The organism is Amycolatopsis sp. NPDC003865 (genome assembly GCF_053605345.1).
This window is the reverse complement of sequence record NZ_JBSGJA010000001.1, coordinates 225527-249267: the sequence shown is the minus strand read 5'-3', so window position 1 is coordinate 249267 and position 23741 is coordinate 225527. Positions and strand designations below refer to the sequence as shown.

General features: G+C 73.2%; 29 protein-coding genes. 22 read left to right on the top strand and 7 right to left on the bottom strand.

From position 1 onward, the window contains the following. The first annotated feature begins 12 nt into the window (after positions 1-12). The 4 genes from ACWEVP_RS01330 (at position 13) to ACWEVP_RS01315 (ending at position 3010) form a co-directional block, all read left to right on the top strand. Complete coding sequence (locus ACWEVP_RS01330; RefSeq protein WP_452060633.1) at positions 13-954, top strand: glycoside hydrolase family 25 protein; 942 nt, start codon at positions 13-15, stop codon at positions 952-954. Between the two features lie 26 nt (positions 955-980). Beyond that, a complete protein-coding gene (locus tag ACWEVP_RS01325) occupies positions 981-1325 on the top strand; it encodes a DUF3253 domain-containing protein (protein WP_452060632.1) in 345 nt (114 codons plus the stop codon). A 9-nt stretch (positions 1326-1334) separates the two neighbouring features. Further along, positions 1335-2315, top strand: a complete 981-nt coding sequence (locus tag ACWEVP_RS01320) for an ArsR family transcriptional regulator (protein ID WP_452060631.1) — start codon at positions 1335-1337, stop codon at positions 2313-2315. 188 nt (positions 2316-2503) lie between these two features. Continuing rightward, on the top strand, positions 2504-3010 hold the full coding sequence (locus tag ACWEVP_RS01315) for a hypothetical protein (protein ID WP_452060630.1): 507 nt from the start codon (positions 2504-2506) through the stop codon (positions 3008-3010). A gap of 7 nt (positions 3011-3017) precedes the next feature. Here ACWEVP_RS01315 and ACWEVP_RS01310 read toward each other — a convergent pair whose 3' ends face one another. Then, positions 3018-4199: an FAD-dependent monooxygenase gene (locus tag ACWEVP_RS01310; protein WP_452060629.1), complete on the bottom strand. Its 1182-nt coding sequence runs from the start codon at positions 4197-4199 to the stop codon at positions 3018-3020. Positions 4200-4310: 111 nt separating this feature from the next. Between ACWEVP_RS01310 and ACWEVP_RS01305 the strand changes: the two genes are divergently transcribed. The 4 genes from ACWEVP_RS01305 to ACWEVP_RS01290 all read left to right on the top strand — a co-directional run bounded on the left by ACWEVP_RS01305 (position 4311) and on the right by ACWEVP_RS01290 (position 7007). After that, complete coding sequence (locus ACWEVP_RS01305) at positions 4311-4799, top strand: MarR family winged helix-turn-helix transcriptional regulator (protein ID WP_452060628.1); 489 nt, start codon at positions 4311-4313, stop codon at positions 4797-4799. Between the two features lie 252 nt (positions 4800-5051). Beyond that, positions 5052-5297 (top strand): ATP F0F1 synthase subunit C, encoded by a 246-nt coding sequence (locus ACWEVP_RS01300; RefSeq protein WP_452060627.1) that lies wholly within the window; start codon positions 5052-5054, stop codon positions 5295-5297. Between the two features lie 158 nt (positions 5298-5455). Further along, positions 5456-6094, top strand: a complete 639-nt coding sequence (locus tag ACWEVP_RS01295; RefSeq protein ID WP_452060626.1) for an HD domain-containing protein — start codon at positions 5456-5458, stop codon at positions 6092-6094. A 1-nt stretch (position 6095) separates the two neighbouring features. Continuing rightward, positions 6096-7007 carry an NADP-dependent oxidoreductase gene (locus ACWEVP_RS01290; RefSeq protein ID WP_452060625.1) on the top strand — a complete coding sequence of 304 codons (912 nt, stop codon included), beginning with the start codon at positions 6096-6098 and terminating at the stop codon, positions 7005-7007. A 54-nt stretch (positions 7008-7061) separates the two neighbouring features. Here the strand turns inward: ACWEVP_RS01290 and ACWEVP_RS01285 are convergent, their stop codons facing one another. Genes ACWEVP_RS01285 through ACWEVP_RS01275 form a run of 3 tightly spaced genes read right to left on the bottom strand, consistent with a single transcriptional unit; the run spans position 7062 to position 10145 of the window. Next, on the bottom strand, positions 7062-8498 hold the full coding sequence (locus ACWEVP_RS01285) for an alpha/beta hydrolase (protein ID WP_452060624.1): 1437 nt from the start codon (positions 8496-8498) through the stop codon (positions 7062-7064). Between the two features lie 27 nt (positions 8499-8525). Then, positions 8526-9245 carry an ABC transporter permease gene (locus ACWEVP_RS01280; protein WP_452060623.1) on the bottom strand — a complete coding sequence of 240 codons (720 nt, stop codon included), beginning with the start codon at positions 9243-9245 and terminating at the stop codon, positions 8526-8528. Positions 9246-9260: 15 nt separating this feature from the next. Then, entirely contained in the window at positions 9261-10145 is an 885-nt protein-coding gene (locus ACWEVP_RS01275; RefSeq protein WP_452060622.1) for an ABC transporter ATP-binding protein, read from the bottom strand. A gap of 108 nt (positions 10146-10253) precedes the next feature. On the opposite strand from ACWEVP_RS01275, the gene ACWEVP_RS01270 reads away from it, so the two are divergent. Both ACWEVP_RS01270 and ACWEVP_RS01265 read left to right on the top strand, forming a co-directional pair. Then, on the top strand, positions 10254-11399 hold the full coding sequence (locus tag ACWEVP_RS01270; RefSeq protein WP_452060621.1) for a sensor histidine kinase: 1146 nt from the start codon (positions 10254-10256) through the stop codon (positions 11397-11399). Next, the gene (locus tag ACWEVP_RS01265) at positions 11396-11998 is read left to right on the top strand and encodes a response regulator (RefSeq protein WP_452060620.1); all 603 of its coding nucleotides are present in this window, start codon (positions 11396-11398) and stop codon (positions 11996-11998) included. Before ACWEVP_RS01270 ends, ACWEVP_RS01265 begins: the two co-directional genes overlap by 4 nt. Here the strand turns inward: ACWEVP_RS01265 and ACWEVP_RS01260 are convergent. Continuing rightward, entirely contained in the window at positions 11995-12903 is a 909-nt protein-coding gene (locus tag ACWEVP_RS01260; RefSeq protein WP_452060619.1) for an SDR family NAD(P)-dependent oxidoreductase, read from the bottom strand. The two genes, ACWEVP_RS01265 and ACWEVP_RS01260, sit on opposite strands and share 4 nt — an antisense overlap. A gap of 129 nt (positions 12904-13032) precedes the next feature. Here ACWEVP_RS01260 and ACWEVP_RS01255 point away from each other — a divergent pair, with 129 nt between their 5' ends. The 5 genes from ACWEVP_RS01255 (at position 13033) to ACWEVP_RS01235 (ending at position 16356) form a co-directional block, all read left to right on the top strand. Beyond that, positions 13033-13698 (top strand): TetR family transcriptional regulator, encoded by a 666-nt coding sequence (locus ACWEVP_RS01255; protein ID WP_452060618.1) that lies wholly within the window; start codon positions 13033-13035, stop codon positions 13696-13698. Between the two features lie 85 nt (positions 13699-13783). Next, positions 13784-13945, top strand: a complete 162-nt coding sequence (locus ACWEVP_RS01250) for a CopG family transcriptional regulator (protein ID WP_452060617.1) — start codon at positions 13784-13786, stop codon at positions 13943-13945. Next, complete coding sequence (locus tag ACWEVP_RS01245; protein ID WP_452060616.1) at positions 13942-14286, top strand: VOC family protein; 345 nt, start codon at positions 13942-13944, stop codon at positions 14284-14286. Before ACWEVP_RS01250 ends, ACWEVP_RS01245 begins: the two co-directional genes overlap by 4 nt. Then, positions 14283-15506 (top strand): MFS transporter, encoded by a 1224-nt coding sequence (locus ACWEVP_RS01240; RefSeq protein WP_452060615.1) that lies wholly within the window; start codon positions 14283-14285, stop codon positions 15504-15506. Before ACWEVP_RS01245 ends, ACWEVP_RS01240 begins: the two co-directional genes overlap by 4 nt. Before the next feature lie 61 nt (positions 15507-15567). After that, positions 15568-16356: a hypothetical protein gene (locus ACWEVP_RS01235; RefSeq protein ID WP_452060614.1), complete on the top strand. Its 789-nt coding sequence runs from the start codon at positions 15568-15570 to the stop codon at positions 16354-16356. 12 nt (positions 16357-16368) lie between these two features. On the opposite strand, the gene ACWEVP_RS01230 is transcribed toward ACWEVP_RS01235, so the two are convergent. Continuing rightward, positions 16369-17274 (bottom strand): LysR family transcriptional regulator, encoded by a 906-nt coding sequence (locus ACWEVP_RS01230; RefSeq protein WP_452060613.1) that lies wholly within the window; start codon positions 17272-17274, stop codon positions 16369-16371. A gap of 42 nt (positions 17275-17316) precedes the next feature. Here ACWEVP_RS01230 and ACWEVP_RS01225 point away from each other — a divergent pair, with 42 nt between their 5' ends. Together ACWEVP_RS01225 and ACWEVP_RS01220 are read left to right on the top strand one after the other, a co-directional pair. After that, the gene (locus ACWEVP_RS01225; protein ID WP_452060612.1) at positions 17317-17439 is read left to right on the top strand and encodes a hypothetical protein; all 123 of its coding nucleotides are present in this window, start codon (positions 17317-17319) and stop codon (positions 17437-17439) included. Then, on the top strand, positions 17436-18266 hold the full coding sequence (locus ACWEVP_RS01220; protein WP_452060611.1) for an SDR family NAD(P)-dependent oxidoreductase: 831 nt from the start codon (positions 17436-17438) through the stop codon (positions 18264-18266). The genes ACWEVP_RS01225 and ACWEVP_RS01220 overlap by 4 nt, the downstream gene beginning before the upstream one ends. A gap of 4 nt (positions 18267-18270) precedes the next feature. On the opposite strand, the gene ACWEVP_RS01215 is transcribed toward ACWEVP_RS01220, so the two are convergent. Then, positions 18271-19167 (bottom strand): aldo/keto reductase, encoded by an 897-nt coding sequence (locus ACWEVP_RS01215; protein WP_452060610.1) that lies wholly within the window; start codon positions 19165-19167, stop codon positions 18271-18273. An 84-nt stretch (positions 19168-19251) separates the two neighbouring features. Here ACWEVP_RS01215 and ACWEVP_RS01210 point away from each other — a divergent pair, with 84 nt between their 5' ends. The 5 genes from ACWEVP_RS01210 (at position 19252) to ACWEVP_RS01190 (ending at position 23737) form a co-directional block, all read left to right on the top strand. Further along, positions 19252-19818 (top strand): TetR/AcrR family transcriptional regulator, encoded by a 567-nt coding sequence (locus ACWEVP_RS01210; RefSeq protein ID WP_452060609.1) that lies wholly within the window; start codon positions 19252-19254, stop codon positions 19816-19818. A 20-nt stretch (positions 19819-19838) separates the two neighbouring features. Then, on the top strand, positions 19839-20378 hold the full coding sequence (locus ACWEVP_RS01205; RefSeq protein WP_452060608.1) for a Chromate resistance protein ChrB: 540 nt from the start codon (positions 19839-19841) through the stop codon (positions 20376-20378). A 6-nt stretch (positions 20379-20384) separates the two neighbouring features. Beyond that, positions 20385-21521 carry an MFS transporter gene (locus ACWEVP_RS01200; protein WP_452060607.1) on the top strand — a complete coding sequence of 379 codons (1137 nt, stop codon included), beginning with the start codon at positions 20385-20387 and terminating at the stop codon, positions 21519-21521. Between the two features lie 177 nt (positions 21522-21698). Then, positions 21699-21875 (top strand): hypothetical protein, encoded by a 177-nt coding sequence (locus tag ACWEVP_RS01195; protein ID WP_452060606.1) that lies wholly within the window; start codon positions 21699-21701, stop codon positions 21873-21875. 26 nt (positions 21876-21901) lie between these two features. Beyond that, positions 21902-23737 carry an HEXXH motif domain-containing protein gene (locus tag ACWEVP_RS01190; protein ID WP_452060605.1) on the top strand — a complete coding sequence of 612 codons (1836 nt, stop codon included), beginning with the start codon at positions 21902-21904 and terminating at the stop codon, positions 23735-23737. Positions 23738-23741: the final 4 nt, after the last annotated feature.

The following is a 23741-nucleotide window of genomic DNA, read 5'->3' as shown; positions in this document are numbered from 1 at the left end:
GGAGTGCCGACCATGGCCAGGGGAGCCGACGTCCATCCGTTCTACCAGCGCGGCTTGCGCTGGGACCAGGTCAGCGACCTCGCGTTCGTGTGGGTCAAGGTCTCCGACGGGGGAGCGCCCTACACGCGCGCGGAAGGGGGTGTGGTCTACCGGCCGGACACGCACGTGGCGGGGGCGAAGTCGCGCGGGATCCCGGTCGGCGGCTACCACTACGCCCAGCTGACTCTCGGCCCGCAGGCCCAGGCCGACCTGCTGCTGGCCGAGGTCCGGAGGCTCGGCGCGACCGGCGTCGCGCCGTTGCTGGACCTCGAGGCGCCGTTCCGCCCGGACAGCGCGGCCCGGGAGTTCGGGACGGCCTTCTGCCGCCGGGTCGCGGCCGCGGGCATCCGGCCGGCCGTCTACATGAGCGCGTCGTTCGCCGCCGCGCTGCGGCCGGACCAGTGGGACGTCCCCGACCTGGTGATCGTGATCGCCCGCTACGGCGCCCGGCCGGAGGCGCCGGGTGCCGGGCGTTACCCGGGCCGGTACGACGTCCACCAGTACACCAGCAGCGGCAGCCTGCCCGGCTCGGCGGGCGCGGTCGACTTCGACGAGTCCTACACCGGAAACCACCTCGACCCGGAGGGTGACATGCCATTCAGCAACGACGACTTCGTCCGCTTGATGTGGGGCAACACGTTCGACAGCGCGGGCAACCGCAACTACGCCCAGTTCATCAAGGACATGGACGCGAAGATCACGGCGCTGGGCTCTTCGCTGAACGCGGTGACGAAGCTGATCACCGACAGCCCCGCCAACCCGGTCGACCCCGACCGGCTCGCGACGGCGCTCGAAGGGAAGCTGGTCGCCGAGCTGGTCCCGGCGGTCACCGAGGCGGTGACGCGGGCCGCGGGCGCGGAGACCGCCGACGAGGTCCGGCGCATGCTCGTCGGGCGCCTCGGTTCCCCGGCGTGATCCGGTGACCGGTGCGATGCTGGGGTATGCCTGATCGGCCGGCACCGCGGCGTGAACTGGAGCGCGTCCGCGACGGCGGTGGTCCCGGCGCGGACCACGCCCGCGCGGCGCTGGCGGCGGCGTCCCCGCCCGACCGGCTCCGCGCCGCGATCCTGGCACTGGCGGCGGCGAGGGGACCGGGGAGCAGCACGTGCCCGTCGGACGCCGCTAGGGCGATCGCCGACGACTGGCGTCCGCTGCTGCCCCGGGCCCGCGAGCTCGCCCGTGAACTGGCGAAGTCGGGCGCGGTCCGGCTCACCCAGCGCGGCCGGCCCCTCGACCCGGGTGGCGACTGGTCCGGACCGATCCGCATTTCGGTGGTCCCGGCGTAAAATCGGACCGTGATCGAGCTGGTGCTGGGGACGCTCGACCTGGCGAAGGTGCGGTTCGCGCGGTCGCCGATGGAGGAGCTGCGCAACAGCGTCTACGTCTTGGCGGGCCGCCGCGGCGCGGACCTGCACCGCCCGTGGGTGACGACGGCGCGGTCCCGGCTGGCCGGCCTCGACGTCACCGTGCTCGTCACCCTGCTTTCGCTCGACCACGGCTTCCCGGGCTTCCTCAACCCGTCGACCGAACCCGGCGAGACCTTCGCCGACCAGCTCGAGCGCGTGCGCGCCACCGACGACGCCGGTGTCCGGTGCTACTTCGACGAAGGCTGGGCGCCCGGCGAGGTCCCGGCGGTCCTGCGCCCGCTGCACGAGGACCCCGCGCGCGAACTCGGCCCGTTCTGCGACCTGCTCGCCGCGTACTGGCACGCGGCGATCGAGCCGGTCTGGCCGCGGCTGTGCGCGCTGCACGAAGCCGACTTCGCCCACCGCTCCGCCACGCTGACCCGCGGCGGCTTGGCCCGGCTGTTCGACGACCTCCACCCGCGGATCGAGTACGCCGGCGACGTGCTCCGCGTCCTGCTGCCCCACCACGACGTCCGGCACACGGTGAACGGCGTCGGCGTGCTGCTGAAGCCGAGCGCGTTCATCTGGCCCCGCCTCAGCGTCTGCGACGGCCACGACCAGGTTTCGATCGGCTACCCCGCCCGCGGCGTCGGCCGGCTCTGGGAGGAGGCACCGGTCGTGCCGGCCCCGCTGGCCGAGCTGGTCGGCCGCAGCCGGGCCGCGCTGCTCGCCCTGCTCGACCTGCCCCGGTCGACGACGGAACTGGCACGGCACCTCGGCGTCACGCCCGCGACGGTGAGCGAGCACCTCGCGGTGCTGAGGGTGAACCACCTGGTGCGGTCCCGCCGCAGCGGCCGGGTGGTGCTGTACGAGCGCACCGCCCGCGGAGCGGGGTTGCTGCACGACGATGCGGGCCGGCCTGCGCGATGACCATTCGGGGCTGCCTTCGCGGTTGCGGGGCTCGCGGCGGGGGTAGCGCGCGGTTCGGGTGGTGCCGTCGGCGTCGCGCTCGTCCCACCCCGGGCCCGCGGTACGACGATTCGGGGCTGCCCTAATCCTCGCGCCGCGCGCACCCGTCCGCCCACCATGGGCTGGTGGCGAGGGCGGGAGGGCCGAGGATGCGCAGGACCGAGGTGGCGGACGCGGTGGTGCGGATCATCGCGCGGGACGGGCTCGCGGCCGTGACCGCGCCCGCCGTCGCCGCCGAGGCGCGGCGTCCGGTGGAGTGGGCGGTGCGCCACGCCGCCGCCGAAGAACTCCTGCTGCGCCTGGCCCTCACCAACACCGTCGACGCCGTCGACCGCCGGATCGCCGCCGCCCGGCACGAGCCCGGCCTGCTCGGCGCGCTGGCCGGGCAGCCGGTGCCGGACCTGGCCGCGCACCGGCCGTGGCTGGGCCTGCTCGTCCGCTCGGCCGCGGGGCCGGATCTCGCCGACCCGGTGCGCTTGCGCTTCGGCGCCCTCCACCGCGATCTCCGCACGCGCGCCGCCGCCACCGATCCGGTACCCGGCACCGAAACGCGCGCCGCCTCCGCGCTGGCCGACGGCCTCACCGCGCACGTGCTGATCGGGGCGTGCACCACCCGGGAAGCGGCCGAAACCCTCGCCGGCTACCTGCGTCGATGAGGCCCCGTCAGTGAAAGTCCGGCAGCGTCAGGGCCGAATGCTCGGGGCGCGGGCTCCCCGACGGCGACTTCGCCAGCTGCCGGAGGGCGGCGTTGCGGCGTTCGAGGTCGGCCGCCGTCGCGGGGAACAGCGTGGACTTGCCTTCGGACACCCTGGCCTGGTTGCGTTCGACGAAGTCCCGCGACCGGCTCTCGTAGGCCGCGAAAGCCGCGGTGTGGTCCGGGATGGTGGCCAGGGCGTGGCCGAGCACGTACGCGCCCACCAGCGCCAGGCTGGTGCCCTGCCCGGTGAGGAACGACGGCGCGTGGGCGGCGTCGCCGACGAGCGCGACCCGGCCGTCGCTCCACCGTGGCAGGTGGATCTGGCTGACGACGTCGAAGAAGAGGTCGTCGGCTTCGCGCATCGCCGCGACCAGGCGCGCGGTTTCCCAGCCCTCGCCCGCGAACGTCGCGGCGACCAGTTCGCGCTGCGCCTCGGGGTCGCGGAACGCCTCGATCGGCGGGTCCTGCCGCGCGAACACCAGGAAACCGTGGACTGCTTCGCCGTCGAGGACCGAGTAGAGCGCCGCACCCTTGCCCGGCGTGCTCCACGCGACGCCTTCGCGGTGCAGGCCGAAGACGTTGGGCATGGTGAACCCGGCGAAGCTGTAGCCGAGGTAGTGGTGGAACTGCTTTTCGTCGCCGAAGACCAGCCCGCGGGTCTGCGAGTGCAGGCCGTCGGCGCCGAAGACGAGGTCGTAGGTCTCCTGCCGGCCGCTCCGGAAGGTGACGTCGACGCCGCCGGCGTGCTGCGCCAGGGTTTCGACGCTGTCGCCGAACCGGATGTCGGTGTCGTCGCGGACCAGGTCGTACAACGTCCGGGTCAGGTCGCCGCGGCGGACCTCGACGTCTTCGCCGTCGGTGCCGCCGATGACCGCGTTGGGCTGCAGCGCCGCGATCTCGCTGCCGTCGGTGTCGAGGAAGACCAGCCTGCGGGTGGCGATGTGCAGGTCGCGCAGGCGGGGCAGGATCCCCATCCGCCGGGCGGCGTCCAGCGCCGTCCCGCGGACGTCGATGGGGTAGCCGCCGTCGCGGAGGACGGGTGCCTTTTCGACGAGAGTGACCGCGAAGCCGGACCGCCGCAGCCAGTGGGCGAGGGCGGGACCGGCGATGCTCGCGCCGGAGATCAGGACCGATCGTGTGGTGTTCATGACAACCCCCGATAGCTAAGTTAGGTATCTATGTCGCGGGTGCGACAATGCCGCGAGGACGTTGCGGCATGAGGCAACTATATACCTAAGTTAGCTATCTAAGGGAGTGTGATGGCCGACACCGACGCCGGCGACGGGACCGACCTGCGCTCCGTGCTGCCCCGGCTCATGCAGCTGGGCACCGTGCTCAACCGCAGCGGCCTGGGGGAGCGGGCGATGAAGCGGGCGGGCGCCGACCTCGACCGGCCCGGCCTGTCGATCATCCTGGCTCTGCACATGGGCGGGAAGCCGCTGCGTGTCGGCGAGATCGCCGACCGGATGCAGGTCGCCGGGCCGCACGTCACGCGCCACCTGCACGTGCTGGAGCGGCGCCGCCTGGTGCGCGGCCTCGCCGACCCGGACGACCGCCGGGCCCGGTTGGTCGAGCTGACCCCGGACGGCGCGGAGCTGGCCGACCGGTACGTGACCACGCTGCTCGGCTGGTTCGGCGAAGCGTTGGCGGAGTGGTCGCCGAAGGATCGCCAGACGTTCTACGACTTGCTGCTGCGGTTCACCGACGACTTGGCGGCGTTCCTGTCGGCGACGGCCGAAGAGGATTGAGCGAGGCTTCTTCGCTGTGGGCGAACCTGCGTAACGTATTCCGTGCACGGGTGGCACAGGTGTTTTTCTGATATCCTTGCCGTGTTCGAACCAAGGGTTCCGATGAATTCCCGCCCCGTCGATTCTTCTGTCCGGCGAGTGCCCTCAACCTGACCCGGCTGCCGTTTCCGGCGCCTTCGCTTGTTCGGTGCGACACCAGAAGCCGCTGCTCCACGCGAGCGTGCGCGTGGACCGAAGTGAAGGGGAATGTCCATGAACGACGCTGTTCTGGCGCAAACCGTCAACATCAATCCCGGCCTCGCCGCCATCGGCTACGGACTGGGCGCGATCGGCCCGGGAATCGGCGTCGGCTTGATTTTCGCGGCCGTAATCAACAGTACCGCACGGCAGCCGGAAATGCGAGGGAAACTGCAGACGATCGGGTATTCGACGTTCGTGCTGAGCGAAGTGCTCGCGTTGATCGGCGTGGTCGTGTACTTCATCGCGTCCACCAAGTGAGCCGGGCCGCCGCCCGCGCGCGGCAACCCCGCGTGCGGGCGGGCGGCCGGGGTCAAGCGTGACGCGAGTTACGTTACATAAGTTGACTGTAATGAAACTGGGGCCTACCTTCGGGTGTGCGGCGAGAGCGCGTCACCCGAGGAGGAAAGGCAACGGTCATGGCAGAAGTCATCGCGGGAGTGGAGGTCCCCGCCACGGCGGCGGTCGCCGAAGCGGCGCGGCTCGTCCGGGACACCACCGGCCCGCTCCTGTACCACCACTCCCGGCGGGTCTACTTCTTCGCCCGCCTCCACGCCGAACGGCTCGGCGCCGACCCCGATCCCGAGCTGCTCTACCTGGCCGCCCTGTTCCACGACACCGGTCTGGCGACGCCGTTCTCCGACGTGGAACAGCGCTTCGAGGTCGACGGGGCCGACCACGGGCGCCGGTTCCTGCTGGAGCACGGCTTCTCCGCCGCGGCCGCGGAAACCGTGTGGACGGCGATCGCGCTGCACACCACGCCCGGCATCCCCGGCCGCATGGGCCCGGAGATCGCCGCGACGCACTTCGGCGTGCTCACCGACGTCGTCGGGTTCGGTCTCGGTGAACTGGACGCGGACCGGGTGGCGGAGGTCGTCGCCGCGCACCCGCGCGGTGACTTCAAGAACGAGTTCCTGACCGCTTACTTCGAGGGGCAGAAGGACCGCCCGGACACGACGAACGGCACGGTCAACGCCGATGTCCTCGAGCACTTCCTCCCCGGTTTCCGGCGCACGACGACCGTCGAGCGCGTCCTCGGTTCCGCTTGGGAGAGCTGACATGCGAGCCATTACCGCGAGCGATCGTGAAGCGGGTGCCGGCGGGCTCGCCCTCGCCGAGCTGCCCTACCCGCACGCCGCCGAAAACGACGTCGTCGTGCGGGTGCACGCCGCCGGCTTCACGCCCGGCGAGCTGACCTGGCCGGCCACGTGGACCGACCGCGCCGGCCACGACCGCGCGCCCAGCGTGCCCGGGCACGAGCTGTCCGGCGTCGTCGCCGAGCTGGGCTACGGGACGACCGGCCTGACCGTCGGCCAGCGCGTGTTCGGGTTCGCCGACTGGGCGCGCGACGGCTCCTTGGCCGAGTACACGGCCGTGGAGGCGCGCAACCTCGCGCCGCTGCCGGCCGACCTCGACCACGCCGTCGCCGCCGCGCTGCCGATCTCGGGACTGACCGCGTGGCAGGGACTGTTCGACCACGCCGGGCTCACCGCGGGCCAGACGGTGCTGGTGCACGGCGCCGCCGGCGGCGTGGGATCGCTCGCCGTCCAGCTCGCCGCGGAGGCCGGCGCCCGGGTGGTCGGCACCGGCCGGCCCCGCGACCGCGACCTCGTGCTCGGCCTGGGTGCCGACGCCTTCGCGGACCTGGCGTCCGGCGAGTGGGAGCAGCCCGCCGACGTGGTGTTGGACGTCTTCGGCGGCGACGTCCTCGCGCGGTCGGCGGCGCTGGTCCGCCCCGGCGGCACCCTCGTGACGATCGCCGAGCCGCCCACGGTGTGGCCGGAGCACGGGCGCGCGGTGTTCTTCGTGGTCGAGCCCGACCGGGTGCGGCTGGCGGAGCTGGCCCAGCGGGTGCGGGACGGCCGGTTGAAGCCCCTCGTCGGCGACGTGCGCCCGCTCGCCGAGGCGCCGGAGGCGTTCGCGCGGCGCCGGCGCGTGCCGGGCAAGACGATCATCCGCGTGGCGGACTGACGGCGGGGCGGTGCGGCGAGCCCCCGTGCCCGCCGCACCGCCCCGTCCCCCTGGTCAGGCGGTTTCCGCCGCACAGGCCAGATCGTGCGCCGGGCGCTGCCCGGTCACCAGGAACCCCGTCACCGCGGTGTTCCCGCACCGGTTGGGCCCGAACAGGTAGGCCCCGTGCCCGCCCTGGTCGATCGTCACCATCCGCGCGCGGTCGGCGAACGCCGCGCGCAGCTCGCGCGCGCCCGCCAGCGGCGTCCCCGGGTCACGCTCGTTCTGCACCAGCAGCACGTTCGACGGCCCGCGGCCGGTGATCCGCACCTTCGGCTCCACCGGCGCCGACGGCCAGAACGCGCACGCCGCGATGTTCGCGGTGGCCGCGCCGATGAGCGGGTAGCGGATCCGGTCGATCGCGACGTCCAGCTGGTAGCCCGCCACCGATCGCGGCCACGCCGTGTCCCCGCAGAGCACGGCGAACCGCGCCGCGAAGAGGTTCTGCACCGACGTCGACACGGACGGCGGCTTCGGCGCCCGGCCCGCGACCAGGCCCTGCCAGTCCTCGGCCAGCGGCTTCAGGTCGGTCGAGTAGAGCCCTTGGAACGTCAGGCCCCGGAAGATCGATCCCGTGACGCCCTCGACCGGCGCCTTGTCCAGCCGCGCCGCCAGTTCGTGGTACTTCGCCGTCACCTGCGCCGGCGTCGTGCCGAGGCCGTACTCCGGGTGGGCCGCGGCGAACTCGGCGAAGTCCGGGAAGCGGTCCTCCATGCCCCGGCCGAAGCGGCGCATCGCGTCGATGTCGTACCCGCCCGGCCCGAGGTTGCTGTCCAGCACGAACCGGTCGCTGTGCTCCGGGAACATCGTCGTGTACACCGCGCCCAGGTACGTGCCGTAGGACGCGCCCAGGTAGGACACCACGGGCTCGCCGAGCGCCTGGCGGATGCGGTCCATGTCCCGCGCGGTGTTCGCCGTCGTGACGTACGGCAGCATCGACGCCGTCGGAGCGGCCGCGCACTCCTTCGCCTCCGCCTTCGCGACCGCGGCCTGCTTCACGACGTCGGCCGGGCCGTTCGCGTACGGCAGGTTGCCGATCGCCAGCTGCTCGTCGGTCAGGTCGCAGGTCACCGGGGTGCTGTGCCCGACGCCGCGCGGGTCGAAGCCGATGATGTCGTAGGCGTCGAGAACGTCCTGCGGCAGCTTCACGAGCTTCAGCAGCTGCGGGTAGTCCAGGCCCTCACCGCCGGGCCCGCCCGGGTTCGTCAGCAGCACACCGCGCCGCTTCTCCGGGTGCTTGCTCGGCAGGCGCGACACCGCGACGTCGATCTTCCGGCCGTCCGGGTTCCGGTAGTCCAGCGGGACTTCCAGCGTCGTGCACTCCAGGTCCGGCGTCGGGAACGCCCCGGCCGGGCACGGGCCCCAGGCCGGGCCCCCGGGTGCGGCGGAGGCCGCCGGTACCACCGCCGTGCCGAACACGGCGACGGCGGCGACGAGCAGGATCTTGCGCATCGGTGGTCCTTTCTCGGTTGTGCCGCGTCAGCGGCGCGGTTCCCAGCGGAAGAGCCGGGCGGCCAGCGCGACGGCGATGACGACCCAGGCCAGCGTCGGTCCGAACAGGACCAGCGAGTCGGTGAGCGGCTTGCCGCCGTTCCAGGCGTTCAGCACCAGCTCGGTCGCCGACCCGCCGGGCAGCAGGCGCTTGAGCAGCGTCAGCTCGCCGGTGCCGGTCACGCCGACCCAGCCGGCCACGGCGATCACGCCGAGGCTGACCGGCAGCGTCGTGACCTGGGCGTGCTCGGGCGAGTTGGTCAGCCCGGCCGTCGCCAGGCCGAGCGCGAGCATCATCGCCACGGTCGCGACGACGGCCGCCACCAGCAGCACGGGATCCGCCGGCGACCCGGCGACCGCGGCCAGCGCGCCGAGGATGACGGCGATCTGGGCCACCGACAGCACGGTGATCGGCAGCAGCAGCCCGCCCAGGATCCCGGCGTCGCGCGCCGCGGTGGAGCGCAGCCGCTTGAGGAACAGGTTCTGGCGGCGCGACGCCAGTGTCGTCACCGACGTCGTGTAGAGCCCGATGCCCGCCACGAAGAACAGGGCCAGTGTCGCGATGTAGCCGAGACTGCCGACTTGCGCGAACAGGTCGTGCTTGGCGACGAAGAACGCGCTGAGCGCCGCCGGCAGCACGAGTGCGGTGACCAGCACCAGGCGGTTGCGGAAGATCTGGATCAGCTCTCCGCGAGCGATCGTCCACATGGGAGTGTCCTCTTCTCAGGAGTTTTCGATGGCGCGGAAGACGTCGTCGAGCCGGGTCGGCCCGGCGCGCAGGTCGTGCAGCTCCACGGCGTGGTCCTGCGCCCAGCCGAGCAGCGTGTGCAGGTCCTTCTGCAGGCCGAAGGTCTCGACGAGGAAGTGGCCGTCGGCCTGGCGGGTGGCGTGCAGCGGCGGCGCGGGCGCGCGCGGCGGCAGGCCGAAGTGGATGGTCGCGGGCAGGGTCCGCGTCAGCTCGGCGACGGTCCCTTCCCGGTGGAAGGCGCCCTGGTGCATCAGCCCGATGCGGTCGGCGCGCTGCTGGGCCTCTTCGAGGTAGTGCGTGGTGAGCACGACGGTGGCGCCGTCCTCGCGCAGCCGGTCGACCGCGTCCCACAGCGCGTCCCGCGACTGGATGTCGAGGCCGGTGGTCGGCTCGTCGAGGAAGACCAGCTCGGGCGTGCCGAACACGGCGGTGGCGAAGTCCAGCCGTCGCTTCTCGCCGCCGGAAAGCTGCCCGACCTTGGTGGTGGCCTTCGGGCTGAGGCCGACCACGCCGAGCACGCGCCCGGCGTCGTCGGCGCGTTCGGTGAGCCGCCCGATCAGCCGGACGGTCTCGCGCACGGTCAGATCCGGCGAGAACCCGCTCTCCTGCAGCATGATCCCCATCCGCGGCCGGACGGCGGCGCGGTCGCGCGGGTCCTTCCCGAACACGCGCACGGCCCCCGACGTCGGCGCGCGGTGGCCTTCGACGGTTTCCAGGGTCGAGGTCTTGCCGGCGCCGTTGGTGCCGAGCAGCGCGTACAGCTCGCCGCGTTCCACTTGGAACGAGAGGTCCTGCACGGCGGTGAAGCCGCCGTAGGTGAGGGTCAGGCGGTCGACGTCGATGACGGGTGTCGTGGACATGCTCCGATTCCAGCGGGACCGGCCCGCGCCCGGCAGTGTGCCGGCGTCACTCCGACATGTGACGCGGTGTCACTGGTGCGGCCCGGCGGGGCCGATACGCTCGGACCCGTGGAGGTACCGGCGATCGCGCGCAGGAGTTCCTGGACCGGCGGGGCGGTCCAGGAACGGCTGCGCCGGCTCAACCTGATCACGACGGTCCCGCCGCTCGCGATCGTGGGCGTGCTGCTGCTCCTGCTGACCGCCCGGACCTGGTGGCACGTCGTCATCCAGGTCGTCGGGCTGGTCGCGGCGCTGGCGACCGCCGAACGCTGGACGGCGGGGGACTACCTGCGCGTCGCACGGCCGGCCTTCGCCGTCGCCGCGGTGGTCTGGCTGGCCGGGGCGCTGACCGACGACCCGTCCGCGTTCTTCGGCGTGTCCGTGGTGGGCTCGTTCCTCATCCCGCCGCTGCCGCGCCGCCGGCTCGCGGCGCTGGCCGGGTTCACCGCGCTGGTCGCCGTCCTGGGTGCGGCGAACGTGCTGGTGCACGACGACCGCGTCGGCCCCCGGCTGGTCCAGTTCGCCGCCATCCCCGCGGTCGCGGTGCTGGTCTCGACCGGGTTCATGTTCGTCAGCCAGCGGTTCTTCGACCTGATCGCCGAGCTGGAGCAGTCGCGCGAGCGGGAGGCGGAGCTGGCCGTGACGCGGGAACGCGTGCGGTTCGCCGGCGACCTGCACGACATCCAGGGGCACACCCTGCACGTGGTGAAGCTGAAGGTCGCGCTGGCCGAGAAGCTGCTGGACAGCGACGTCGAGCGGGCGCGCGCGGAGCTGGGGGAGGTGCGCAGCCTGGTCGGCGACACGATCGTCCAGACCAAGGAGCTCGCCCACGCCCAGCGGCGGCTGAACCTGTCGGCCGAGCTGGAGAACGCGAAGAACCTGTTCGAAGCGGCGGGCATCCACGTCCGCGTCGAACGGGAGTCCGAAGTGGACGCCCGCGCGGGCGAGCTGCTCGGGCAGGTCCTGCGCGAGACGACGACCAACATCCTGCGCCACGCCCAGGCGCGTCAGGTGCGGATCACCCTGTCGCGCTCGGGCATCGCGATCCTGAACGACGGCGTGGCCGAGGACGGCGAGCCCGAGCTGAGCGGGCTTTCGGCGTTGCGCCACCGCCTGGCCGAGCACAGCGGCGAGCTGCAGGTGTCGCGCACGGACGGCCGCTTCCGGACGGCGGCGGCGTTCCCCGCGTGGCGGACCCGGGAGGACGGCCGATGACCACCGTGGTGCTCGCCGACGACGAAGCCCTGCTCCGCAAGGCACTGGCGGCGCTGCTGCCGCTCGAGGGCGAGATCACCGTGCTCGCCGAGGCCGAGGACGGCGAGCAGGCGGTGGCCGCCACCCTGCGGCACCGCCCGGACGTGCTCGTCATCGACCTCGAAATGCCCACTGTGGACGGTCTGGGCGCGGTGGCCGAGATCCGGCGCGCCCGGCCGGAGCAGGTGATCCTGATGCTGACCCGGCACGCCCGGCCGGGCGTGCTGCGGAAGGCGCTGAAGCTGGGTGTGCAGGGGTTCGTCAGCAAGGCGGCGGAGCCGGCGCACATCACGTCGGTGATCCGGGCGCTGCACGCGGGCAAGCGCTGGATCGACCCGGACGTCTCGGCGCTGGCGGTCGTGGACGACTGCCCGCTGACCGACCGCGAGGTCGACGTCCTGCGCGCGACGCGGGAGGGGTTTTCGGTGGCGGAGATCGCGGGCCGGCTGCACCTGGCCGAGGGCACGGTCCGGAACTACCTGTCCAACGCGATGCAGAAGACCCAGACCCGCACCCGCCACGAAGCCGCCCGCTACGCCCGCGAACACGACTGGCTCTAGCCGACCGGGAACTTGACCCCGGTCAGTTCTTCGGAAACCGTCCACAGGCGACGCTGGATCCCGGCGTCGTACGACTGCGGCGTGGAGGCCACCACCCGCGGGCGCCCGCGGTAGCCGCCCGGGCCGGCCGGGCCGTAGTACTGGCCGCCGAGGGCCGCCGGGTCCGTCGCCGCGCGCAGGATCGGGAGCGCGCCGGCCTCCGAGCTCTGCGTGAACAGCGGGGCCACCAGCGGGAAGAGGGCGCGGGCGACGGCGGGGGAGTTGCGCATCAGCTCCGTGCGGGCCACCCCGGGGTGGGCGGCGAGCGACGCCGTCGTGCCGTGCGCGGCGAGCCGGCGCTGCAGCTCGTAGGCGAACATGAGGTTGGCCAGCTTGGCCTGCCCGTAGGCCGCGACGCGGTCGTAGGAGTTCTCCCACTGCAGGTCGTCGAAGTGGATCGCCGCGCGGATCCGGTGGGCGATGCTGGCGACCGTCACCACGCGCGAGCCCTCGACCGGCAGCAGCAGGTCCAGCAGCAGGCCGGTGAACGCGAAGTGCCCGAGGTGGTTGGTGCCGAACTGCAGCTCGAAGCCGTCGCGGGTGCTCTGGCGCGGCGGGTACATCACGCCGGCGTTGTTGATCAGCAGGTCGATCTTCGGCAGCGAGCCGTGCAGGTCGGCCGCGGCCGCGCGGACGGACTCCAGGGAGGAGAGGTCCAGTTCCTGCACGGTGACGTCGGCGGTGGAGCCGAGCCGGGCGGCGGCCTGCTTGCCCTTCTCGACGTCGCGCACGGCCAGCACCACCGTCGCGCCCTTCTCGGCCAGCGTCTTCGCGGTGTCGAACCCGAGCCCGGTGTTGGCGCCGGTGATGACGGCGACCCGGCCCTGCTGGCTCGGCACGTCGCGGGCGGTCCAGTTCTCGGCCATGGTGGTTCCCTTCGTGGCGGCCCTTGCGGACCGGCGGTCTGTTATGTCCTCGACGCTAAGGAACCGTCGGTCTGTTGTCAAGAGACTGCCGGTCTTCAATTTCGCGCGCCGGGCGTTACGCTGGGTGGCATGACGTTCCAGCGAGCCCGCAGTGCCGAGCAGCGGGAGGAGCGGCGCCGGACGATCCTCGACACGGCGCTGGCGATGCTCGACGAGATGCCGGTGGCCGACGTGAGCCTCAACGAGCTCAGCCGCCGGGTGGGCTTGGCGAAGTCGAACGTGTTGCGCTACTTCGAATCCCGCGAAGCCGTCCTGCTCGAACTGCTCGACCGGGCGCTGCGCGACTGGCTGGCCGAAGTGGCGGGCGAACTCGCCGAGGGCGTCGACCGGGAGCTGCCCGCGGGGGAGCGGGGTGAGCGGTTCTCCGCCGTGGTCGCCCACTCGCTGGCCCGGCGCACGGTGCTGTGCGACCTCATCGGCGCGCAGGCGGGTGTCCTGGAGCGCAACGTGTCGACCGGCGCGGTCGTGCGTTTCAAGCGCTCCGCCCTCGCCGGGCTGGACGCGATGGCCGAGCTGATGCGCGGGTACGTCCCGGAGGTCGGCGACCAGGCGGGGCCGATCTGCATGCTGGCGATGATCCTGACCGGCGGGCTGTGGACGCACTGCCGTCCGTCGCCGAGCGCCCTCGCGGCGTACGAGGCGGACCCGGCGTTGCGGGCGCTCCACCTGGATCTGGCGCCGGCGCTGGCGCACGGGTTGACGTTGCTGATCGCCGGAGCGATGGCGACCGCTTGAGCCGGCCGCTGCCGCCGGGACCGTCTCGATGACGTTCCCGTGCCGATGTGTGGGAGCTCATATGTTCATTTGCTAGCATGTGGGCATGCCAGCCGACGCCAAGCGGCAGTTCAGCGTCTACCTGCCGCCCGATCTCATCCGGCGGGTGAAGCACGCCTCCGTCGACGCCGACGAGTCCCTCTCCGCCTACGTCGAACGCGTCCTCGAAGACCACCTGAGCCGAACCCGACCCGAGGAGCGCCCATGATGCGCGTGCTGCCCATCCGCTACACCTCGGACGTCGAAGCCGTGACGCGCTTCTACGCCACCCTCGGCCTGGAACGCGGTCCCGTCTCCCGGCCCGGCGGCTGGGTCGAGCTCCCCGCCGGCGGCGGCACCCTGGCCGTCCACAAAGGACAGGACGTCGGCCGCTGCGAGCTCGCTTTCGAAACCGACGAACCGCTCGAAGACGTCCGGGAACGCCTGCGAGCCGCCGGGTACGAACCAGGACCCGTGATCGACGAGGGCTATGGCCGGTCCCTCCGCGTCCAGGACCCCGACGGCGTCCCCGTGCAGATCAACGCCTACGACCGAGACCTCTACACGTGACCCTGGCCGGGCCGCGGTCCCTCGCCGCCGGGATCGTCGCGCTCGAGTTCGCCGCCGCCGTCACCAGCTTCGTCGCCGCCACGCTGCTGCCCCTCGTCGCCCACGACCTGAACGCCGGGAACCGGCTCGGCCTGCTCATCGCCGGCTCGACCCTCGGGTTGTTCGTCGCCCTGCCGCTGGCGAGCCGGGTGCTGGCGAAGCTGGGCACGCGCGGCACCCTGGCCGCCGGGATGCTCGCCTACGTCGGCGGGCTCGTGCTGGCGGCCACTTCGGGCACCGCCTGGACGTTCGCGCTGGGCCAGCTCGCCACCGGGCTGGCCAGTGGGCTGCTCGCGGTGTTCGGCGTGAGTTCCGCGATCCGCGGTCTCGACGACCGGCTGCGCGTCAAGGTGGTCGCGGCGTCGTCGGCGATGTGGATCCTGCCCGCCCTCGCCGGCCCCGCCGCGACGCTCGGCCTCGCGCACCTCGTCGGCTGGCGCTGGACGCTGCTGCTGCCCGTTCCGTTCGTCCTCTTCGGACGGTCGCTCGTCGTGCGGGCCGCCGGTGACGAGCCGGAGACCTCCCCGCGCCCGCTCGGCCGGACCTTGCTGGTGCCCCTCGGCGCGGCCGGTGTCGTGGTGAGCGAGGGGTGGTGGCCGGCCGCGCTCGCCGGTGCGGCCGTCGCCGTGGCGGGGATGGTCGCGATCCTGCCGGCGGGCACCGCGCGGCTGCGACGGGGGACGCCCGCCGCGCTCGCCGCGATGGTGCTGTTCGCGGTCGGCTACTTCGGCGCCGACAGCCTGATCACCGTGCTGCTGACGACGGGCTTCCACATCGGCCTCGGCCCGGCGGCGATCGTCCTGAGCGCCGCGCCGCTCGCCTGGGCGGTGACGAGCCTCCTGGCCCGGCGGCACTTCCCGGCGACGGGTTTGGGCCTGACCGCGCTCGGTACGGCCGTCCTCGCGATCGGCGGCCCGTTCCCGGTGGTGCTCGCCGCGTGGACGCTGGCCGGGATCGGCGTCGGGCTGGCCTACCCCGCCCTCTACCTCCGGGCGAGCACCGCCGGGACGAGCGGGCTCACCGCGACGGAGCTGGCCACCGCGGTCATCACCGCCGAGTGCGTCGGGCAGCTGCTCGGCCGCGCCGTCGGCGGCGCGCTGAGTTCCGCGGGCGGGTTGTCCGCCTCCTACGCGGTGTTCGCGGTCGCGCTGGCCGCCGCGGCCGCGGTCAGCCGGAGGTGACCGGCCGGGCCGCACCCTCTTCCCTGGTGCCGGGCGAGCCACGGGGGTACAACCTATAAGCATGGCCGGGCACGCCGCGGTGGAGCGGGACGTACTGGTGCGGTACCTCGACGCGTGGACGGCGAAGGCACTGCGGTCCCAGCGCGGCGGCACGTACGTCGAGTGCGGCGCCTTCGCGGCCGACGCGGTCCGGGTGTTCGGCGAGTTCGCCGACCGGCTCGACGGGCACCACCTGGAGCTGGTGGTCGTCGGTTCGCCCGCGCCGTCCGGGGCGCCGGCGGGGCTTGCCGTGCGGGAGGTTCCCGCGCTCGGCGAGCCGGCGCCGGCGGGACCGGTGCTGACCCATTTGGACGGTCCGGAAGCGTGGCCGCTGTTCGCTTCGATGGCCCGGGGCAAGGGGCACGAGGTGGTGGTGACGGCGCCGGTCCCGGCGGAGGACCACCGGGTCTCGCCGGGGTGCGCGGTCGAACTGGTCGCCGAAGACGGTGCGGCGCGCCTGCTGCTCTTCGCGACGGCGGACGTCAAGCACCTGGCGATGTTCAAGAGCGAGCTGTGGGCGGTCGACGAGTTCGCGGGCATCCGCTACCGCGACCCGCGCGACCCGGAGCGGACGCTGGTCGACATTTCCCTGACGCCGCAGCTGCTGCCGCTGCGCCGGGCGCTGGCGGCGGAGCTGGGCCGGCGGGGGCGGTGTTCGGTGGCGGAGCTGCAGCGGTTCACGTTGCTGGAGACGATCTACCGCCCGGAAGACGCGATCGGGGCACTCGGCTCGGCGGTGACCGCGGGGGAGGTGGTGCGGGAGCCGGAGAAGGGGCGGCTGACCCCGCGAGTCGTGGTGGGGCTTCCGTAGCGGCCCGGCCCGTCACTCGTCGACAGCGGCGTCGCGCAGCGCCGCGGCGACGCGGGCGGCCGAGTCGGGCAGCGGCCGCGGCAGGTGCGCGAGCAGGACGCGCCGCTGTTCTCCGGGCCCGCCGCGCACGGCCAGCACGCGCACCCCGGGCGGCGCCACAGCGCCGAGCGAGCCCGGCACGGTCGTGATCCCGCAGCCGGCCGCCACCAGCCGCAGCTTCGCCAGCCAGTCGCGGGCCGTGTGGGCGATCTCGGGCCGTTCGTCCAGGCCGGGCCACACGCCCAGCACGCGGTCGTCGCCCGAGCCGGCGATCCAGCGCTGGCCCCGCAGGTCGGCGACGTCGATGTAGTCCCGGCGCGCGAGCGGGTGGGCCGCGGGCACGGCCACGCGCAGGCTGCGCTCGGCGAGCACCCGCACGGCCAGCGCGGGCGTTTCGGTGTCCGGCGGGCGGAACGGCGGCGCCGAGGCGACCAGCGCGAGGTCGAGGGTGCCGGCGCGCAGGGCGCGGACCAGTGCCGGCGTCCCGCCTTCCCGGCTGAGCACGGTGATGGCCGGATGCGTCCGGCGCAGGGCCGCCAGTGCCCGGGGCACCAGGTCGGTGCCGGCGGTCGGGAACCAGCCCAGCCGGACGGTGCCCTGCTCGCCGGGCAGCCCGGCCAGCTCGCGCGCGGTGGCGTCGAGCGCGTCGATCACCCCGGCGGCCCGGCGCACGACGATCTGCCCGGCCGAGGTGAGCCGCACGCCGTCGTGGCGCCGCTCCAGCAACGGCGTACCCGCGGCGCGTTCCAGCGACGCGATCTGCCGCGAGACCGCGGACTGGGTGTAGCCGAGCGCGGCGGCCGCGGCGGTGAGCGTGCCCCGCTCGGCCACCTCGCGGAAGACCCGCAGGGCGGTCAGGGACGCGTCGGAGAAAGCCATGACTTTCATGCATACCAGGTCTGCGGTTCTTTCGCTTTCCGCATGGCCTCGGCCGACCTAGCTTGGAGTCGTGAACTTGATCCGAACCTCCTTCGGATCGGCGGCCGCTACTCCGTCGACCGCAACGAGACCATGACCGTCCTGCTCGCCGAAGGAATCGCATGACCCCGAAGATCGCTCTCGTCACCGGTGCCACGCAGGGCCTCGGCCTCGCGCTCGTCGAAGGTCTCGCGGCCCGGCTGTCCACTGCGGACACCGTCTACCTGACCGGCCGCGACGCCGGGCGCGTCGCCCAGGCCGTCGAAGCCATGCCCGCGGGCGGTGCCGAAGTCCGCGGCGAGGTCCTCGACGTCGCCGACCCCGCGGCGCCCGGCCGCCTCGCCGCGAAACTGGCCGAGCGGCACGGTGGGGTCGACGTCGTCATCGGCAACGCCGTCATGCGCGTCGGCCCGGACGACGACCCCCGCGCGATCGTCCACGACTACGCCGAAGTCAACAACTTCGGTACCACCCGCCTGCTCCGCGCCTTCGCGCCGCTGCTGCGCGACGGTGGCCGGTTCCTCGTCGTCGCCAGCTCGTTCGGCACGCTGCGGCACCTGGCGCCCGCCCTGCACGACCGGTTCGCCGCATTGTCCTCTTTGGACGAGGTGGACAAGCAGGTGGCGGCCTGGCGCGACGCGGTGGCGGACGGCAGCGCCCGCGCGGGCGACTGGCCGGGCTTCGTCAACATCCCGTCCAAGATCGGCCAGGTCGCGGCCGTGCGCACGCTCGCCGGTCAGCGCCGCGACGACGACCTGGCGCGGGGGATCCTGCTGGCCGCCGTCTGCCCCGGGATGATGAACACCCCGACGTCCGCGCTGTGGTGGGACGTCAGCACCGCACCGAGTCCCGCGCAAGCGGCGGACGCCCTGCTGGAGCTCGTGTTCCGGCCGGTCGACCCGGCGCAGTACGGCGAGCTGGTCCGCGACGGGGCCGTCCTGCCCTGGCGCTGAAGCCTCAGCCGAGCGAGGCGTCCATCGACCGCGTCGGGACGGCGTCCAGCGCGGCGAGGGTGTCCGCGTCCAGCGCGAGGTCGCCGACGGCGATGTTGGCCTCGAGGTGGTCGGCGCTGGCCGTGCCGGGAATGAGGTGGATGTTCGGCGCGTGGTGCAGCAGCCACGCCAGGCCGATCTGCGCCGGCGTGCGGCCGAGGTCCCGTGCGGCCGCTCGGACCGCGGGCTCGTCGGTCACCTTCGGCAGGCCGGGGAAGGCGCCACCGAGCGGGAAGAACGGCACCCACGCGATGTCCTCGGCGACGCAGAGCCCGACCATGTCCTCGTCGTCGCGCCCGACCAGGCTGTAGGCGTTCTGGACGCACGCGATGCCGGCCGGGAGCGCCCGGCGCAGGGTGTCGGGAGTGACGCTGCTGAGCCCGATCGCGCCGATCTTGCCCTCGTCGCGCAGGGCCGTCATGACGGCGAGCTGGTCGTCGAGGTCGACCACCTGGTCGCCCTCGGCGAGCAAGCCGGGCCGCCGGTCCGCGCGGCGCAGGTTCACCAGCGGAATCCGGTCGAGCCCAAGCGACCGGAGGTTGTCCTCGACGCTCGCGCGCAGCTGTTCGGGGCGCTGCGCGAGGCGCAGCGGGACCGGGGCACCGGGGTCGGGGTCGGCGCCGACCTTGCTGACGACCAGGACGTCGTCGCCCGGCCGGACGGCCTTGCGGATGACTTCGTTGACGAAGCCGTTGCCGTAGAACTCGGCGGTGTCGACGTGGTCGACGCCCAGGTCGAACGCGCGCCGCAGGAGTGCGACGGCCTGGTCGGGGTCGGCGTGGAGGCGCTCGAGCTGCATCGCGCCGTAGCCGACGCGGGAGACGGTGCGGCCGGCGAGCCCGGCCTTGGTCGTGGAAGGCATGCGTGATCCTGTCCTCGTGCGATGATGGTGAAGCGGAGGAACCTCCGCTAAACCGACCGTAGCACAACCGGAGGTGCCTCCGCTTTGTCTTCGCCCGACCCTGACCGGCCGGTGCGCTCCGACGCGCGCCGCAACCGGGAGAAACTCGTCGCGGTTGCGCGGGCCGCGTTCGCCGACGGCACCGTCGCGCTGGAGGCGATCGCCCGCGAGGCCGGCGTCGGGATCGGCACGCTCTACCGCCACTTCCCGACCCGCGAGGCGCTCGTCGAAGCCGTCTACGCGGCCGAGCTGGACGACGTCACCGCGAGCGCCCCGGCGTTGCTCGCGGAGCTGCCGCCCGAGCCGGCGCTGCGCGCGTGGATGGACCGGTACGCGGCGTTCATCGAGACCAAACGCGGGATGGGCGACGTCCTGCGCGCGAGCCTGGCGTCCGGCCGGATCACCACGCCGGTGACGCGGCGGCGCATCACCGGGGCGATCGGCACGATCCTCGCCGCCGGGGCGCGGGACGGGGTGTTCCGGGCCGGGGTCGACCCCGAAGACGTCACGCTGATGGTGCTCGGCGTGTTCCTGTCGACGTCGGCCGACCAGGACGCGGAGCGGGTCGGCCGGCTGCTCGACCTGATCGTCGACGCGCTCCGGCCGCAGTAACACGTGCTACATTTCTCGGTGTGACGAACGCTCGCTGGTCGGTGCTCGTGGTGCGGGTCCCCGCCGAGCCGAGCCGCCACCGCGTCGCCGTGTGGCGCGAGCTGCGGCGGGCCGGAGCGCTGTCGCTGGGGCAGGGCGTCTGGGCCGTGCCGGACGCGCCGGTGTTCGCCGACGGCGTCGCGCGCGTGACCGAGCTGGCCGGGCGCGGCGACGGCGAAGTGCTGGTGCTGGACGCCGCGGGCCGGTCGGAGCCGGACGGCGCCCGGCTGGAAGCGTTGTTCACGGCCGAGCGCGCCGAAGAGTGGGCGGAGTTCCTGGCCGACTGCGGCAAGTTCGACGCCGAGATCGACAAGGAGATCCGCGTCGGCAAGTTCACGATGGCCGAGCTCGAAGAGGAGGAGCAGAGCCTGGAACGCCTGCGGCGCTGGCACCGGGACATCAAGGCCCGCGACGTCTTCGGCGCTCCGGCCGCGGCCGACGCCGGCGAGCGGCTGGCGCACTGCGCCGACCGGCTGGCCGAGTACACGGACCGGGTTTTCCGTGCCCTGCACCAGATGTGACGCCGGATGACCAGACAGCTGGCCCCGGTGTACGCGGCGGGGTTCGTCACGGCGTTCGGTGCCCACAGCATCGCCGCCGGGCTGGGTGGCTACACCGAAGCCGAACACGCGTCGCTGCTGACGCTGGGCCTGCTGCTGGCGGTCTACGACGGCGCCGAAGTCGTGCTGAAGCCGGTCTTCGGCGCGCTGGCCGACCGCGTCGGCCCGCGTCCGGTGCTGCTGGGCGGGTTGGTGGCGTTCGCCGTGGCATCGGCGGCGTTCGTGCTCGCGGGCGACCCGGCGCTGGTCGGCCTGGCCCGGTTCGGCCAGGGTGCGGCGGCGGCCGCGTTCTCCCCGGCCGCGGGAGCGCTGGTGGCCCGGTTGACGCCGAAAACGGGCCACGGCCGCGCGTTCGGCGGCTACGGCGCGTGGAAGGGCCTGGGCTACACGCTGGGTCCGGTCCTGGGCGGCGTCTTGATCACTTTCGGGGGCTACGCGCTGCTGTTCGCGACGCTCGGCGGGCTGGCACTGACGGTCGCCGGCTGGGCGACGGCGGTCGTCCCGGCCGCGCCGCCGTTGCCCCGCACCCGCCAGACGGTCCTGGATCTGGCCCGCCGCTTGACGAGCGCCGGTTTCCTGCGCCCGACGGCAACCTTGGCGGCGGCAACGGCGGCGGTGGCGGTAGGTGTGGGCTTCCTCCCGGTGGCCGGTGCGGACCTGGGGGCACTGGCGACGGGAGCGGTGGTGTCGGTGCTGGCGGCGACGGGAGCGCTGGTACAGCCCTGGGCGGGCCGAGCCCACGACGCGAACCGCATCGGCGCGGCCCCGGGCATGGCGGCGGGACTGGCGGCCGCGGCGGCAGGCCTGACGGCGGCGGCTGTGGTACCGGGAATCACCGGACTGCTGCTGGCTGCGGTGGCAATCGGAGCGGGAACGGGCTTGGCAACCCCGATCGCGTTCGCCCACCTGGCGGCATCGACCCCGAAGGAGAGGTTGGGCCAGACGATGGGAGCGGCCGAGGTAGGCCGCGAACTGGGCGACGCGGGAGGCCCGGTGTCGGCCGGAGCCTTGGCGGCGGCCGGATCGCTCGGTCTCGGTCTCGGTGGGCTGGCGGCCGCGTTGGCGGTTTTTGCCGTGGCCGGGGGAGTCACCGCGCGCCGGTAAAGCGCACCGCAGTCCCGATTGAAGCTGACGGACAAGGGGAACCGGCGGCCTTCCGAGAACGCACAGTATTCGGACCGGCGGGATTGATCCGCCATGCGGACGGTCACAAAACCGGTTTGTTGTTGCATGATGATTACTCCCCCCGACCGCGGGGCTCGTCGTGAGGGAGGACCTGACATGGCACAGGCGCGAGGCGAAGTCACCACCAGGATGGTCGATCTGTCCGCCGTTTCCCTGGCGGATCTGCGCCTGAGCGACGACCCAGCGCTCCACGACTCGCTCCGCCTGCTCGCCGGGCGGGCCGAGTGCAGCCGTACCGGCGTTCTCCAGAACCAGGCGCCGGACGCGCGTTGAGCGGGGGTTAGGGAACTCGCGACCTGATGCTGGACACCCACCGGGTGTCATTGACCAACCTCGACGCGATGGCCGCGGGCCGTAGTGACGCGGCCGTCGTGGCGCAACTCGGGCAGGCCGATCGCAGCCGGCGGCTGACGCTGCTGCGCGCGGTCCTCGATGCCGCAGTCAAGCTGAAGCCCGCGATGTCCCCGTTGCCGCCGCTCGACGACGCGTGGACATTGCTGATCGAGGCGCAGCAACGCGATCCAGCCGCGACCGATCGCGTCCTCGCACACTCGCAGACAGGACTGTGGGCGGCGAATGTCCTGCAGCGGCTGACGAGAGGCGGATCCGACGACCCGCCGCTGTGGACCGATCTCGGCGGCCTCCACCGGCTGGCCACCGCCGCGGCGATACGAGCCGGACACGACTTCCGGTCCCGGGTACCGGTGTGGCGCGGCCTGCTGATGCTGCCGACGCTCGGTCTCGCGGACGTCCGCAGCCGCCGGGACTGGGATTTCGCTCAGGTGCACGCCGAACGCGGGCACGTCCTTGTTCGGGGTCCGTTCGGCAGCGTGCAGCTGCCCGAAGACTATGCGGCCGAAGGCCCGGGCTGGTTTCCCCTACGTTCACTGCCCATCGGCGACGGCGAGGTGTTCCTCGACGACATCGATCCGTACCGCGAGTTCGATGGACCGCTTCCGCCGCAGCGGCTCGAGCCCGGTGAAGTTGCGCAGTGGTCGGAAATCCTGAACGCCACTTGGCAGCTGCTGACCGAGCATCACCCGGCGATCGCGGCGGAGCTCGCCGAGGGGCTCACGACGTTGGTGCCGAGGGCGGCGGTCGACCGCTTCACTCCCTACAGCGCCTCGCACAACGACGTCTTCGGCTCCTTGGTGCTGTCGCGGCCGCCGGACGCGACGACGTTCGCCGCCACCCTCGTGCACGAGTTCCAGCACAGCAAGCTGGGCGTGCTGCTGGTGCTGGTCGACCTGCTCGATCCGGCCGGGGACAACGACTCCGCCCGGCTGTACGCCCCCTGGCGCGACGACCCGCGCCCCGCGGCCGGACTCCTGCACGGCGCATATTCGTTCCTCGGCGTGACCGCGTTCTACCGCGGGCACTACCCGGTGGCGGAGGGGCTGGCGGCCCGGGCCGCGCAGTTCGAATTCGCCTACCGGCGTGAGCAGACGGCACACGCCGTAAGCACGTTGCTCTCCGACGCGGTGCCGTCGGCGCTGGGGCGCCGGTTTCTCGCCACGGCGCAGGAGAGGTTGCGTGAATGGGGGGCCGAGCCACTGCCGGCCGACATCACGCACGCGGCCGGGCGGGCGAACCTCGACCACCGCCTGTCCTGGCGGCTGCGGCACCTGCGGGTCGCGGACCGGATCGTGGCGGAGCTGACTGAGGCCTGGCTGCGGAACCGGCCCTGCCCGGTCGTCCCGGCCGCCCCGCCGAACCTGGTGCCGGCAACGGGTTCTGCCGAGCACGCGCGGCTGACCCTCACCCGGACGTGGCTGACCGACCCGAACCTGTACGACGTCTACCGCACCGAGCCGGAACTCGCGATGGCCGAAATCGCGGGGATGTCCGCCGCGGACCTGGCACTCGTGGACGGCGACACGGCGACCGCGGCCGACCGCTACCGGCATCAGCTGACGATCACGCCTGATTCGCCCACAGCCTGGTCCGGACTCGCGCTGGCCACTCGCCATCCGGCGCTGCTGAGCCGCCCGGAACTGGTCGCGGCGGTGCACCGCGAAGTCCGGCGGCAGCGCGGGGTGGCGCCGAACCCGGACCGGCTGGCGCGCTGGCTCGGGCTGATCGTGCGAAAGCACAAAGCCTCCGGCGGGTTTCCGGCCGGAGGCTTCGTGCGGTGACTCG